Here is a 13,766-nt window from a genome sequence, read left to right as displayed (position 1 = left end):
GCCCCCCCCTGCCCTTCTCTGGTTTCCAAATACCTCGGGGGAGTCGCCCGCAGGGCGGCGGGGGCAGCGCCCCCATCCGCTGCGCCCTTGCCGCAAGCGCTGGCGGACGATAAACAGCCCCAACACCGCCAACGGAAGGGAAACCCATGCCCGCCTATCGCTCCCGCACCACCACCCATGGCCGCAACATGGCCGGCGCCCGCGGCCTGTGGCGCGCCACAGGCATGACGGATGGCGACTGGAACAAGCCGATCATCGCGATCGTCAACAGCTTCACCCAGTTCGTGCCCGGCCACGTGCACCTCAAGGATCTCGGCCAGATGGTCGCCCGCGAGGTCGAGAAGGCCGGCGGCGTGGCCAAGGAATTCAACACCATCGCGGTGGATGACGGCATCGCCATGGGCCATGACGGCATGCTCTACTCGCTGCCCTCGCGCGAGATCATCGCCGACTCGGTCGAGTACATGGTCAACGCGCACTGCGCCGACGCCATGGTCTGCATCTCGAATTGCGACAAGATCACCCCGGGCATGCTGATGGCCGCCATGCGCCTCAACATCCCCGTGGTCTTCGTCTCCGGCGGCCCGATGGAGGCCGGCAAGGTCGAGTGGGAAGACGGCGAGAAGGCGCTCGACCTGGTCGACGCCATGGTCGCCGCCGCCGACGACAAGTACACCGACGCGCAGGTGCAGGCGATCGAAGAGGCCGCTTGCCCGACCTGCGGCTCCTGCTCCGGCATGTTCACCGCCAACTCGATGAACTGCCTGACCGAGGCGCTGGGACTGTCGCTGCCCGGCAACGGCTCGACGCTTGCCACCCATGCCGACCGCCAGCGCCTGTTCATCGAGGCCGGCCACCTGATCGTCGACCTCGCCAAGCGCTATTACGAGCAGGACGACGCGAGCGTGCTGCCGCGCTCGATCGCCACCGTTCCGGCCTTCGAGAACGCCATGACGCTCGACATCGCCATGGGCGGCTCGACCAACACCGTGCTGCACCTGCTGGCCGCCGCCAACGAGGGCGAGGTCGATTTCGACATGACCGATATCGACCGCCTGTCGCGCAACGTGCCGGTGCTGTGCAAGGTGGCGCCCGCGAAAGACGACGTGCACATGGAAGACGTGCACCGCGCCGGCGGCATCATGGCGATCCTCGGCCAGCTCGAGCGCGCCGGGCTGCTCGACAGCTCGGTGCACACGGTCCATGCCGAGACCATGGCCCACGCGCTCGATCGCTGGGATGTGTCGCGCACCAATTCCGAGAGCGTGCACGATTTCTTCCGCGCCGCGCCGGGCGGGGTGCGCTCGACCACCGCCTTCTCGCAGGACCGCCGCTACGCCGAGCTCGACCTCGACCGCCAGACCGGCGTGATCCGCGACGCAGAGCACGCGTTCTCGAAGGATGGCGGGCTCGCGGTGCTCTACGGCAACCTCGCCGAAGATGGCTGCATCGTGAAGACCGCCGGCGTCGACGAGTCGATCCTCAAGTTCTCCGGCCCGGCCCGCATCTTCGAAAGCCAGGACAGCGCGGTGAGCGCGATCCTGACCAACAAGGTGCATCCCGGCGACGTGGTGCTGATCCGCTACGAGGGCCCGCGCGGCGGCCCCGGCATGCAGGAAATGCTCTACCCCACGAGCTACCTGAAATCGAAAGGGCTCGGAAAGGATTGCGCGCTGGTCACCGACGGCCGCTTCTCCGGCGGCTCCTCGGGCCTGTCCATCGGGCACGTCTCGCCCGAGGCGGCCGAGGGCGGCACCATCGGCCTGGTGGAAGAGGGCGACCTGATCGAGATCGACATCCCCAACCGCAAGATCCAGCTCGCGGTGGATGACGCGGTGATCGCCGAGCGCCGCCTGAAGCGCGACGAGAAGGGGTGGCAGCCGGACGAAAAGCGCAAGCGGAAGGTGTCGAAGGCGCTCAAGGCCTACGCCGCGCTGACCACCAGCGCCGCCAAGGGCGCCGTGCGCCAGATCTGAGCCCCGGCTCCGCGCGAAGAGCTCTTGCAGCGCCCCTCTCTCGGGGCGCTGTTTTCATGTCTGCCTTGCCGACGATTACAAGCGTGGCACGGGCCGAAGGGGGCCAGCCCCCTCTTGGCCTACGGCCAATTCACCCCCGAGGTATTTTTGAACCAAAGAAGCCAGGAGCGCTGCGCCCGTGGCTTCTCTTCGTCAAAAATACTCCCGCCGGAGGCAGGCCGGTCTGCGCCGTGAAAGATCACCTCCGGCAAGAGCGCCGCGGCCACATGCTCTGCGCGTCGCCCCGATGGGCTCAGGCCATCGCCCCGAGGCGCGTCCCGGCCTGCTCCATGAGCGCCGCCTTCTGCGCCGGCCTGGCCTGCGCGACGCAGAGGTCGGCCACCGCGCGCAGCGCCGCGCGCCGGGATTCAAGGCCGGTCGCCGCGGCAGCAGCCTCGATCGCGGTCAGCCTGTGGACGCTGTTGCAGAACGAACCGAACGCGGCGCGCTCGGAGACCTCCGCGAGATGCTTTGGCGCCTTGAAGCGGGAGAAGATCCACCAGTGCAGCGGGTTGTTGATCTCGGTTCCGTAGGACAGCAGCTTGCGCATCAGCCTCGCGATGCGCGCGATGTCGTCCGGGTCACCGAGCAGCACGATGCCGGCGCATTTGACCGTGTTGCTGCTGCTGTTGAACAGATAGGGCGTCATGCGGCGCAGCTGCAGCCCCTCGACCTCCTCCCGGAACCACGACGCCAGCCGGTCTGCGTGGCGCGCCCCGGTCAGCAGGTCGAGGTTCAGCGCCACGTTCAGGGCCGAGAACACCAGGTGGGTACGGTCCTTGCGCAGCCCGAAGGCGATTGGCATGGCACGGATCTGTGCCTCGGCCTCGAGAAACCGGTCGAGCCAGTGCTCCGCCTCCGCGACCATCACCTCCTCGCAGACCTTGTGACCGCCGGCGATCAGCGCGTAGAACCGGTCGATCTCGGTCAGGGCCGGCTCGCTGCGCAGCGCGTCGAGCAGGATGATCTGCTCGTCCAGACCGGCGGGGCGCTGGTTCTTCTTGTAGATCAGACGGCGCGCCGTATCGCGCCGCTTTCGCATTGGCAGATCCGCCAGCCGGGCCAAGGCCTCGCGCCCGGTGAGCACGGTGAAATCTGTGTCCTTCGCCATGACGGCTCCATCTGTGTCGGTCAGCGGACCGCCCACGCCCCTTGTGCCGGCGCGGGGGTCCCGTTGGCCCAAGACCTAGCCGCAGGGGACAACACGGTAAAGACAGGCCGGCGCTTTCGGGACACCGCTTGTGCAGCGCGGCGGCTCAAGCCCGTGCAGCGCACGACGGCTCAAGCGCGTGCAGCGCACGACGACTCAAGCGCGTGCAGCACACGACGGCTCAGGCGCGCTGATCCTTGGGCGAGCCCATGACCACGTAGGAGGTGATGGCATTGACCTGCGGCAGGGTGCCCAGCACCTCGGTGTGGAAGGTCTTGTAGGCGGCAAGATCAGCGGCCTCGATGCGCAGCAGGTATTCCCAGTTGCCTGTGATGTTGTGGCACTCGCGCACCTCCGGTGCCCGGGCGATGGCGCGCTCAAAGGCCTCCTGCGCGCTCTTGGTGTGGGAGTTCAGCCCCACGGTAACATAGGCGACAAAGCCCACCCCGGTCTTTTCGGGGCTGAGTACCGCGCGGTACCCGGTGATCACGCCGGCACTCTCCAGCGCGGCGACGCGGCGCAGGCAGGCGGAGGGCGACAGCCCGACCCTGTCGGCCAGGGCGAGGTTGCTGATCCGCCCCTCCCGGGCAAGAACCTGCAATATCCTGCGGTCGGTATCGTCAAGTGCGCTCATTCGTTGCGACAATACTGATCTCGCGCGGCGTTTCGCAATCTCTCCCCGCGCATCTTCGGCAAATATTGCGCCATGACACCCGATCTGCTCCTCGCCCTCTCCGCCTTCGCGCTCGTCTCGGTGATCACGCCGGGGCCGAACAACATGATGCTGCTCGCCTCCGGCGCCAATTTCGGCTTCCGCCGGAGCATTCCGCACATGATGGGCATCGGGCTGGGCTTTCCCACGATGGTGCTGCTTGTCGGGCTCGGGGTGATGCAGGTCTTCGAGCGTTGGCCGCTGGCGCATGACCTGCTTCTCACGGTCTCGGTGATCTACATGCTGTGGCTGGCGTGGAAGATCGCCCATGCCGCGCCGCCGCCCGAGGCCGGAGCGCAGGCAAAGGGCCGGCCTCTGAGCTTCCTGCAGGCGGCCGCCTTCCAGTGGGTGAACCCCAAGGCCTGGTCGATGGCGCTTGGCGCGATCACGCTCTATGCCGCCGGGCGCGATCTTGCCTCGGTGCTGTGGGTGGCGGGCTGCTACGTGGTGATGTCGCTGATCTCGACCACCTCCTGGACGGTACTCGGTCGCGAGATGCGCCGGGTGCTCAATCGCCCCGCCCGGCTGCGCGCCTTCAACTGGACCATGGCGGCGCTGCTGGTGGCCTCGCTGCTCCCGGTGCTGCTGGGCTGACACCAAAGCATTCGGCTGCTTTGTTGCAACTCGCCGCCTCAGACGCCATATAGGCCGCGAAAAACAAGAGTGCCCGGGCAAATGACTCACTATCTCGACTTCGAAAAACCGCTCGCCGAAATCGAAGGCAAGGCCGAAGAACTGCGCAACATGGCGCGGAAGAACGAAGAGATGCACGTGGAGGACGAGGCCGCGGCGCTCGACCGCAAGGCGCAGGATCTCCTCAAGGATCTCTACAAGAAACTGACGCCGTGGCGGAAGTGCCAGGTGGCGCGCCACCCCGACCGGCCGCATTGCAAGGATTACATCGAGGCGCTGTTCACCGAGTACACGCCGCTCGCCGGCGATCGCGGCTTTGCCGACGACCACGCGGTGATGGGCGGGCTGGCGCGGTTCAACGACCAGCCGGTGATGGTGATCGGCCACGAGAAGGGCAACGACACCCAGAGCCGCATCGAGCGCAATTTCGGCATGGCGCGCCCCGAAGGATACCGCAAGGCGATCCGCCTGATGGACATGGCCGACCGCTTCGGCCTGCCGGTGATCACGCTGGTGGACACCCCCGGCGCCTATCCCGGCAAGGGCGCCGAAGAGCGCGGCCAGTCCGAGGCCATCGCCCGCTCGACCGAGAAATGCCTGCAGATCGGCGTGCCGCTGATCTCGATCATCATCGGTGAAGGCGGCTCCGGCGGCGCGGTGGCCTTCGCCACGGCGAATCGCCTCGCCATGCTCGAGCACTCGGTCTACTCGGTGATTTCGCCGGAAGGCTGCGCGTCGATCCTGTGGAAGGATGCCGAGAAGATGCGCGAGGCCGCCGAGGCGCTGCGCCTGACCGCGCAGGACCTGCTCAAGCTCGGCATCACCGACCGCGTCATCGCGGAACCTCTGGGCGGCGCCCATCGCGACCGCGAGGCAACCATCGCCGCCGTCGGCAAGACCATCACCGCGATGCTGGGCGAGATGGACGACATGAAGCCCAAGGCCCTGATCAAGGCGCGCCGCGACAAGTTCCTGAGCATGGGCGACAAGGGCCTCGCCGCCTGAGTACGGCCCCGCATCGACAGTCGTCAGACGGCGGCGCGATCCCTCGCGCCGCCTTTTTCATGCCGGATCAGTAGGGCAGCGGATGCGCCTTGTGGGTCTCGTCGAGCGCCTCGAGCAGTTCGTCCGAGAGCGTCACGTCGACCGCGCCCAGCAGGTGCTCGAGCTGGGCCATTGTGGTGGCGCCAAAGATCGACGAGGCCACAAAGGGTCGCCGCAATGACCACGCCAGCGCCATGTGAACCGGGTCGATTCCGAAGCGCTGCGCCACCTCGAGATAGGCGTCGACCGCCGGGAACACCCGCTCCGACTTGCGCCCGCCGAGATTGCCGTTGAGCGCAATGCGCGAGCCCTCGGGCACCGCGCCGCCCTGGTACTTGCCGGTCAGCAGACCCGCGCCCAGCGGCGAGAACGGCAGCAGGCCCACATCCTCGTTGCACATCATCTCGGCCAAATCGGTGTCGGCGAGACGGCAGACCAGCGAATACTCGTTCTGGATCGAGGCGACGCGCGGCCCGCCGGTCTCCTCGGCGATCTTGAGCCACATCATCGTGCCCCAGGTGCTCTCGTTCGAGAGGCCGAAGGCGCGGATGGTGCCGCGCTCGACCTCGCGCTGCAGCGCGCCGAGCGCGTCATGCATGTGCTGCACGGTCTGCGCCCGGTCCTGCCCGGACGGGTCGAAGCTCCAGTTCTGGCGGAAGTGGTAACTGCCGCGGTTGGGCCAGTGGAACTGGTAGAGGTCGATGGTGTCGGTCTTGAGCCGCTTCAGCGAGCCCTCGATGGCGGCCGGGATGGTCTCGCCGCTGATCGGGGCGCCGTCGCGCACCATCTTGGAATCGCCGGTGTGCTTGCTGGCGAGGATCCACTCGTTGCGGCGTCCGGTCTTGGCGAACCAGTCGCCCAGGATCTCCTCGGTGCGGCCAATGGTTTCCGCGCGCACCGGGTTCACCGGGTACATCTCGGCAGTGTCCATGAAGTTGATGCCGGCATCGAGCGCGCGCTCGATCTGGGCGTGGCCGTCTTCCGGCGCGGTCTGGTTGCCAAAGGTCATGGTGCCGAGGCAGAGCTCGGACACGGTCATGCCGGTCCGGCCGAGCGGGTTCATCTTCATCGCGGTCTCCGTGGGTCGATTGTTGGCGCCAACCTAGCGAGCCGCGCCCGGATGCCAAGGGGCGGGGCGCGAAAGCCCGGCCCCGCACCGGCGGCGGGCGCGATCTGCTCAAGCCCTGCGCAGGCACGGGGCCACTGGCAACGCCGGGCCAGTTCCGCTAAAGCGGCTTCAAACCGGACCACAGGACAGGCGATACATGGCACGGCATCTCATCACCTCGGCAATCCCCTACATCAACGGGATCAAGCATCTGGGCAACCTCGTGGGCAGCCAGCTCCCGGCGGATCTCTTTGCCCGCTACCAGCGCGCCCGGGGCAACGAGGTGCTGTTCCTCTGCGCCACCGACGAGCACGGCACCCCGGCCGAGCTCGCCGCCGCCAAGGCCGGCAAGCCGGTGGCCGAGTACTGCGCCGAAATGCACGAGGTGCAGTCGAGGATCGCCGAGGGCTTCCGCCTGTCCTTCGACCATTTCGGCCGCTCCTCGAGCCCGCAGAACCACAAGCTGACGCAGCACTTCGCCGGTGTTCTGGCCGAGCGCGGCCTGATCCGCGAGGTCTCGGAGACGCAGATGTACTCGCCCACCGACGGGCGCTACCTGCCGGACCGCTACATCGAGGGCACCTGCCCGAACTGTGGCTTCGAGGATGCCCGCGGTGACCAGTGCGACAACTGCACCAAGCAGCTCGACCCGGTGGAGCTGATCAACCCGCGCTCGGTGATCTCGGGCGCCACCGATCTCGAGATGCGCGAGACCAAGCACCTTTACCTCTGCCAGAGCCAGATGAAGGATCAGCTCGAGAGCTGGATCGACACCCGCGAGGGCTGGCCGGTGCTGACCACCTCGATCGCCAAGAAATGGCTCAACGACGGCGATGGCCTGCAGGACCGCGGCATCACCCGCGATCTCGACTGGGGCATCCCGGTGAAGAAGGGTGACGAGGACTGGCCCGGCATGGAAGGCAAGGTCTTCTACGTCTGGTTCGACGCGCCGATCGAGTACATCGCCTGCGCGCAGGAATGGGTCGACGCCGGCAAGGGCGATGACTGGGCGCGCTGGTGGCGCACCGACAAGGGCGCCGAGGACGTGACCTACACCCAGTTCATGGGCAAGGACAATGTGCCCTTCCACACGCTCAGCTTCCCCGCGACAATCCTCGGGTCGGGCGAGCCGTGGAAGCTCGTGGATTACATCAAGTCGTTCAACTACCTGAACTACGATGGCGGCCAGTTCTCCACCTCGCGCGGGCGTGGCGTGTTCATGGACCAGGCGCTCGAGATCCTGCCGGCGGATTACTGGCGCTGGTGGCTGCTGAGCCACGCCCCCGAAAGCTCGGATGCGGAATTCACTTGGGAGAACTTCCAGTCCTCGGTGAACAAGGACCTCGCCGACGTGCTGGGCAACTTCGCCAGCCGCGTCACCAAGTTCTGTCGCTCGAAATTCGGCGAGGTGGTGCCCGAGGGCGGCAGCACCGGCGAGCGCGAAGCGCAGCTGGTGGCCGACCTGACCGCGAAGATCCGCGAGTACGAAGAGCACATGGCCCATGCCGAGGTGCGCAAGTCCGCCACCGCGCTGCGCGCGGCCTGGGTGCTGGGCAACGAATACCTGCAGGACGCCGCGCCGTGGTCGACCTTCAAGACCGACCCGGAGACCGCTGCCGCCCAGATCCGCCTGGCACTGAACGTCATCCGCCTCTACGCGGTGATCTCGCAGCCCTTCATCCCCGACGCCTCGGCGCAGCTTCTGGAGGCCTTGAAGACCGACGACGACAGCTGGCCCGACGATGTCCCGGCGGCGCTCACCTCCCTGCCTGCCGGCCACGCCTTCACGGTACCGGACGTCACCTTCCGCAAGATCACCGATGACGAGCGCGAAGACTGGCAGGCCCGCTTCGCCGGCAAGCGCGACTGATCCGCACCCGTCCCGGCGGCAGCGCCTACCGAGAGCCCGGATGCCTCCGGCGGGGATATTTTTAGCCAGAAGAAGACAGGGGCGCCGCGCCCTTGCATCTTCTGGCCGAAAATATCCCGGGGGAGACGCGGCTTGCCGCGGCGGGGGCAGCGCCCCCATTCTTGCGCGATTGACAAGCCACGCTGAGGCTTGCTACCTCGCGCGCCTCATCACATGCGAGGGCAGACCATGGCACGCAAGAAGGGCCGCGACATTTCCGGCTGGCTGATCGTCGACAAGCCGGCGGGCATGACCTCGACCTCGGTGGTCAACAAGGTCCGCTGGGCGCTGGCGGCAAGGAAGGCGGGCCATGCGGGCACGCTCGACCCGGAGGCGACCGGCGTGCTCGCGGTGGCGCTTGGCGAGGCCACCAAGACCGTGCCCTTCATCACCGACGCCCTCAAGGCCTACCGTTTCATCGTGCGGCTGGGCCAGCGCACCAACACCGACGATGCCGAGGGCGAGGTGATCGCCTCCTCCGACGCGCGCCCCTCCGATGACGAAATCAAGGAAGCGCTGCACGGCTTCGTCGGCGAGATCCAGCAGGTGCCGCCGCAGTTCTCGGCGGTGAAGATCGACGGCGAACGCGCCTACAAGCGGGCTCGCGACGGCGAGACCATGGAAATCGAGCCGCGCCCGCTCTGGGTCGAGGAGCTGGTCATGACAGGCCGGCCCGACGCAGACCATGTCGAGCTCGAGATGACCTGCGGCAAGGGCGGCTACGTGCGCTCGATCGCCCGCGATCTGGGCGAGGCGCTCGGCTGCCATGGCCACGTGCTCAAGCTGCGCCGGATCTGGTCGGGCCCGTTCGAGGCCGAGGACGGCATCACCATCGAGCAGGTTGACGCGCTGGCCAAGAGCCCCGAGCTCGACGCCAGGCTGCTGCCGCTCGAGGTCGGTCTGGCCGAGCTGCCGGAGCTCAAATGCACCGCCGAGGGGGCCGCGCGGCTGCGCAACGGCAATCCCGGCATGGTGATCCCTGGAGAGGTCGATTACGGCGACGAGGCCTGGGCCTCGTTCGAGGGCCGCGCAGTGGCGGTGGGTGTCTTCAAGGGCGGCGAGCTGCACCCGAACCGGGTGTTCGTGCAGCCCGCTGCCGGTTGAGCCCGCCAAGATTTTTCGGAGAAAAATCTTTTCCTGCCTGCCCTACAAGATCTTTCGGACGAAAGATCTTGGCCGTCAGCGCAGCATCGCCAGCCAGCGTTTCAGCGCATCGAGCGACTCGGGCTCGTCGAGATAGGGGATGTGGCCCCGCCCCGGCACCTCGACCGCGATCATGTCCGGGCGGCGGCGCTGCATCTCGGCGAAGGTCTCGCGCGTCAGCAGGTCAGAATTGGCCCCGCGGATGGCGCAGAGCGGCAGGCCCTTCAGCGCGTCGAAGAGCGGCCACATGTCCTCGACCGGCTGCGCGCCGTCGCCCAGCACCGCGTCGCGCAGGCGCGGATCGTAGACGATCTCCAAACCGTCCGGCGTTTCGCGGAAGAACTTCCCGACCTCGGCCCGCCAGCGCGCCATCGGGACGCCTTCGAACTGGGTCAGCAGGGTCGAGAACGCGACCGCCGCCTCCTCGAGGGTCCCGAAAGCCGGGTTGCGGCCGAGATAGGCCTCAATCACCGCCAGCCCCGCCGGGGCGATCTCGGGGCCGATATCGTTCAGCGCCACGCCGGTCAGCCGCTGCTGCGCCGTCGCCGCGAGCAGCATGGCGATCAGCCCGCCGCGCGAGGTACCGAGCAACGCGGCGCTCTCGAGCCCGAGGTGGTCGAGCAGCTCCAGCGCGTCGCGCGCCTCGACCGGGATGGTGTACTGGCTGTGATCACCCCATTCCGACTGGCCGCGTCCGCGGTAATCCATCCGGATCAGCCGCACCTGCTCGAGATGCGGGGCGACATAGTCGAAATCCCGCCCGTCGCGGGTCAGCCCCGACAGGCAAAGCAGCGGCAGGCCCGCGCCCTCGTCGGTGTAGTGCAGCGACAGCCCGTCCGAGGTGGTAAAATGCGGCATCAGAGAAGCTCCGGGATCGTGGTCAGGTCGGTCAGGATATGGCCCGGGCGCGCCGGCAGCCGGTCCGCCGGCAGTCCGGCCCGGTTGACCCAGGCGGTGGTGAAGCCATAGCCCGCGGCGCCGGCCGCGTCCCAGCCATTCGAAGAGACAAACAGCACCTCGGACGGTTCGGTTCCGAACCGCGTCCCGACCATGTCGTAGACCGCGCGGGCCGGCTTGAATACGCCGACCTCCTCGACCGAGAGCACCGCGTCGAGGTAGAGCCCGATCCCGGCGCTGTCGACCGCCCCCTCGAGCATGTCCGGCGAGCCGTTCGACAGGATCGCGCAGGTCTTTCCCAGGGCCTTGAGTTGCGCCAGCAGCTTCGGCACCTCCCTGTAGGGTGCGAGCTGCCAGTAGAGCGCCAGCAGATCCTCGCGGAGTTCGAGATCGTCGAGCCCGTGGTGCTCCATCGCCCAGTCGAGCGCATCCTGCGTCACGTCCCAGAACGGCACGTGCTCACCGGTGATCGCTCGCAGCCAGGAATATTCCAGCTGCTTGCGCCGCCAGTCCTCGGCCAACCCGGCCCAGACCTCGGCCAGCGCGCCCTGACCGGGCTGCTCCGCCTTGCGCCGCGCGGCGCTCGCGACGTCGAACAGCGTGCCATAGGCGTCGAAGATGCAGGTGGTGATGGTCATGAACGCGTCCTCCCGGCGGAAAACTTGCACGGCAACGTCGGTGTTTAAAGGAGAATTCCGGGCGTCTGTTTGCATTCCGCAAGGCGGATGGTTAGCTTTGTGAGGATCGACACGAGCACCCGCCCCCGGCGGCCTCGTCAATTCACGCATTATCTTCCCGAAAAGACACGGAGTTTCTCATGACGCAGGTCAAGACCGGCGACACCGTTCGCATTCACTACACCGGCACGCTCTCCGACGGCACCACCTTCGATTCGAGCGCTGGCCGCGATCCGCTGGAGTTCACCGTCGGGTCCGGCCAGATCATCCCCGGCCTCGACAAGGCGATGCCCGGCATGACGCCGGGCGACAAGAAAACCGTCGAGATCGCATCGGAAGAGGCCTATGGAGAGGTCCACCCCGAGGCCGTCCAGCAGGTGCCGCGCACCGAGATCCCGGACCACATCCCGCTCGACCTCGGCACCCAGCTGCAGGTTCAGACGCCCACCGGCCAGACCGTGCAGGTGGTGGTCGCCGAGGTGACCGAGACCGAGGTCACCCTCGACGCCAACCACCCGCTGGCGGGCAAGGACCTGACCTTCGCCATCGAGCTGGTCGAGATCGCCTGAACCGCGCGCCCGATGACGGGGGCGCAAGCCTCCGGCGGGCGCATTCGAGACGCAGAGAAGACCCCGGGGCGGTGCAGACCGCCCCGGGGTCTTTTTTGTCTCTTGTTCTCCTGCGGGCCGGTTGTCCCTGCGGTCCGACAGACGGGGCGGGAGGATGCCTCCGGCGGGAGTATTTGTGACGTAGAGAAGATGGGGGCGCTGCGCGTTGGCCCGGAGGGTCCGCTTGGGGTGGCGTGCCGGTCGAGACGCGCCCGGCGATGCATCCGGTGGGTCGGGCGGACGCCTCCGGCGGGAGTATTTGGGACGTAGAGAAGATGCCGGGCTGCGCGTTGGCTTTCCTCGCGGGGCGGGGGGCGATAGGGTCGCGGCAAACGAGAGGAGTGCCCCATGCAGATGGCCGATCTGGGCGATATTCGCCTGCATTACCGCATCGACGGCCCGGAGGACGGCGCGCCGGTGGTGTTCTCGAATGCGCTCGGCACCGACCTGCGGATCTGGGACCGGGTCGTCGCGCGGCTGCCCGAGGGGCTGCGGATCCTGCGCTATGACACCCGCGGGCACGGGCTGTCGGACGCGCCGGAGGGGCCCTATTCCATGGGGACGCTGGTGCGCGACACCGAGCGGCTGATGGCGCATGTGGAGATGCAAGACGCGGTGGTCGTGGGGCTCTCGATCGGCGGCATGGTCGCGCAGGGGCTGGCGGCCAAGCGGCTCGACCTGGTGCGCGCGCTGGTGCTGTCGAACACCGCCTGCAAGATCGGCACGCGGGCGATCTGGGCCGAACGCATCGCGCAGGTCGAGGCCGGCGGCGTCGCGGCGCTGGCCGAGGGTACGATGCAGCGCTGGTTCTCGGCCCGGTTCCGCGCCACGCCCGAGAGCGCCGCCTGGCGGCACATGCTCGAGCGCAGCCCGGTGCAGGGCTATCTCGGCTGCTGCCACGCCATCGCCGGCACCGATTTCATAACCCCGACCTCGGGGCTGCGGCTCGCTGCGCTCGGCATCGCAAGCTCCGAGGACGGCTCGACCCCGCCCGACCTGGTGCGCGAGACCACCGAGCTGATCCCCGGCGCGCAGTTCCGGCTGATCCGTGGCGCCGGGCACATCGCCTGCGTCGAGGCGGCGGACGTCTACGCCGCGGTTCTGAGCGAGTTCCTTGCGGCGCAGGGGCATCTCTGATGGCGCGCTTCCTGCTGGTGCATGGGGCCTCGCACGGCGCGTGGTGCTGGCGTGACGTGGTGCCCGCGCTGACCGCGCTGGGACATTCCGCCACAGCCCTCGACCTGCCGTCGCATGGCGCGGACCCGACCCCGGCGGCCGCGATCGGCCTACAGGACTATATCCACGCCATCCTCGCGGCCCTGCCCGAGCCCGCCATCGTGGTGGCGCATTCCATGGCCGGGGTGCCCGCCACCGGCGCCGCGGATCGCGCTCCGGCAAGCGTGCAGCGTCTGGTCTATCTCTGCGCCTACCGGCCCGAGGACGGCGACAGCGTCGCCAGCCTGCGCCGCGCGCAGACCGAGCAGCCACTTCTGCCCGCGATCCGCCGCGACCCCGACGGCACAACCTTCCGCTTCGATGCCGCCATGGCGCCGGAGCTGTTGTATCATGACTGCAGCCCCGCGGATCGTGCCTTTGCGCTGGACCGGCTGGTGCCGCAGGCGATCCGTCCGCAGGCCGAGCCGGTCACGCTCACAGGGGCGATCGCCTCGGTGCCGCGCAGCTACATCCTGTGCAGCGAGGATCGCGCGATCCCGCCACGCGACCAGAAAAGGATGGCAGCGGCGCTTCCGGACGACGAGGTCTATGAGCGCCCGTGGTCGCATTCGCCCTTCCTGGCGCACCCCGAGGCGCTTGCGTCCCTGCTCTCCGGGATCGCGGCGCCCTGACGCGCAACCTGCCACTGGTCAGG

At 67.9% G+C, this 13,766-nt stretch carries 13 protein-coding genes; 8 read left to right on the top strand and 5 right to left on the bottom strand.

Annotated features, from left to right (window positions below):
- Positions 1 to 146: 146 nt before the first annotated feature.
- Entirely contained in the window at positions 147 to 1,976 is a 1,830-nt protein-coding gene (gene ilvD, locus JF542_RS10910) for a dihydroxy-acid dehydratase (protein WP_207075863.1), read from the top strand.
- A gap of 292 nt (positions 1,977 to 2,268) precedes the next feature.
- On the opposite strand, the gene JF542_RS10905 is transcribed toward ilvD, so the two are convergent.
- Both JF542_RS10905 and JF542_RS10900 read right to left on the bottom strand, forming a co-directional pair.
- Positions 2,269 to 3,126, bottom strand: coding sequence for a hypothetical protein (locus JF542_RS10905; protein ID WP_207075862.1), 858 nt, complete (start codon positions 3,124 to 3,126; stop codon positions 2,269 to 2,271).
- A gap of 220 nt (positions 3,127 to 3,346) precedes the next feature.
- Positions 3,347 to 3,799, bottom strand: coding sequence for an Lrp/AsnC family transcriptional regulator (locus JF542_RS10900; RefSeq protein WP_040544369.1), 453 nt, complete (start codon positions 3,797 to 3,799; stop codon positions 3,347 to 3,349).
- A gap of 72 nt (positions 3,800 to 3,871) precedes the next feature.
- Here JF542_RS10900 and JF542_RS10895 point away from each other — a divergent pair, with 72 nt between their 5' ends.
- Both JF542_RS10895 and JF542_RS10890 read left to right on the top strand, forming a co-directional pair.
- Positions 3,872 to 4,471: a LysE family translocator gene (locus tag JF542_RS10895; RefSeq protein WP_207075861.1), complete on the top strand. Its 600-nt coding sequence runs from the start codon at positions 3,872 to 3,874 to the stop codon at positions 4,469 to 4,471.
- Positions 4,472 to 4,552: 81 nt separating this feature from the next.
- Positions 4,553 to 5,515 (top strand): acetyl-CoA carboxylase carboxyltransferase subunit alpha, encoded by a 963-nt coding sequence (locus tag JF542_RS10890; RefSeq protein ID WP_007794438.1) that lies wholly within the window; start codon positions 4,553 to 4,555, stop codon positions 5,513 to 5,515.
- Positions 5,516 to 5,582: 67 nt separating this feature from the next.
- On the opposite strand, the gene JF542_RS10885 is transcribed toward JF542_RS10890, so the two are convergent.
- Positions 5,583 to 6,623: an aldo/keto reductase gene (locus JF542_RS10885; RefSeq protein ID WP_207075860.1), complete on the bottom strand. Its 1,041-nt coding sequence runs from the start codon at positions 6,621 to 6,623 to the stop codon at positions 5,583 to 5,585.
- 196 nt (positions 6,624 to 6,819) lie between these two features.
- Between JF542_RS10885 and metG the strand changes: the two genes are divergently transcribed.
- Positions 6,820 to 8,532, top strand: a complete 1,713-nt coding sequence (metG, locus tag JF542_RS10880) for a methionine--tRNA ligase (RefSeq protein ID WP_207075859.1) — start codon at positions 6,820 to 6,822, stop codon at positions 8,530 to 8,532.
- A gap of 228 nt (positions 8,533 to 8,760) precedes the next feature.
- A complete protein-coding gene (gene truB, locus JF542_RS10875; RefSeq protein WP_207075858.1) occupies positions 8,761 to 9,675 on the top strand; it encodes a tRNA pseudouridine(55) synthase TruB in 915 nt (304 codons plus the stop codon).
- A 75-nt stretch (positions 9,676 to 9,750) separates the two neighbouring features.
- Here the strand turns inward: truB and JF542_RS10870 are convergent, their stop codons facing one another.
- Both JF542_RS10870 and JF542_RS10865 read right to left on the bottom strand, forming a co-directional pair.
- Entirely contained in the window at positions 9,751 to 10,572 is an 822-nt protein-coding gene (locus tag JF542_RS10870) for an alpha/beta fold hydrolase (RefSeq protein ID WP_207075857.1), read from the bottom strand.
- Positions 10,572 to 11,249, bottom strand: a complete 678-nt coding sequence (locus tag JF542_RS10865; RefSeq protein ID WP_207075856.1) for a haloacid dehalogenase type II — start codon at positions 11,247 to 11,249, stop codon at positions 10,572 to 10,574. The genes JF542_RS10870 and JF542_RS10865 overlap by 1 nt, the downstream gene beginning before the upstream one ends.
- Before the next feature lie 179 nt (positions 11,250 to 11,428).
- On the opposite strand from JF542_RS10865, the gene JF542_RS10860 reads away from it, so the two are divergent.
- The 3 genes from JF542_RS10860 to JF542_RS10850 all read left to right on the top strand — a co-directional run bounded on the left by JF542_RS10860 (position 11,429) and on the right by JF542_RS10850 (position 13,743).
- Positions 11,429 to 11,857 (top strand): FKBP-type peptidyl-prolyl cis-trans isomerase, encoded by a 429-nt coding sequence (locus JF542_RS10860; protein WP_007794453.1) that lies wholly within the window; start codon positions 11,429 to 11,431, stop codon positions 11,855 to 11,857.
- A gap of 387 nt (positions 11,858 to 12,244) precedes the next feature.
- A complete protein-coding gene (gene pcaD / locus JF542_RS10855; protein ID WP_207075855.1) occupies positions 12,245 to 13,033 on the top strand; it encodes a 3-oxoadipate enol-lactonase in 789 nt (262 codons plus the stop codon).
- Entirely contained in the window at positions 13,033 to 13,743 is a 711-nt protein-coding gene (locus JF542_RS10850; RefSeq protein ID WP_207075854.1) for an alpha/beta fold hydrolase, read from the top strand. The genes pcaD and JF542_RS10850 overlap by 1 nt, the downstream gene beginning before the upstream one ends.
- The last annotated feature ends 23 nt before the right edge of the window (positions 13,744 to 13,766 follow it).

The organism is Salipiger bermudensis, assembly GCF_017309175.1.
Classification (GTDB): Bacteria; Pseudomonadota; Alphaproteobacteria; order Rhodobacterales; family Rhodobacteraceae; genus Salipiger; species Salipiger bermudensis.
The sequence above is the reverse complement of the archived record's forward strand: the minus strand, read 5'-3'. Positions and strand labels throughout refer to the sequence as shown.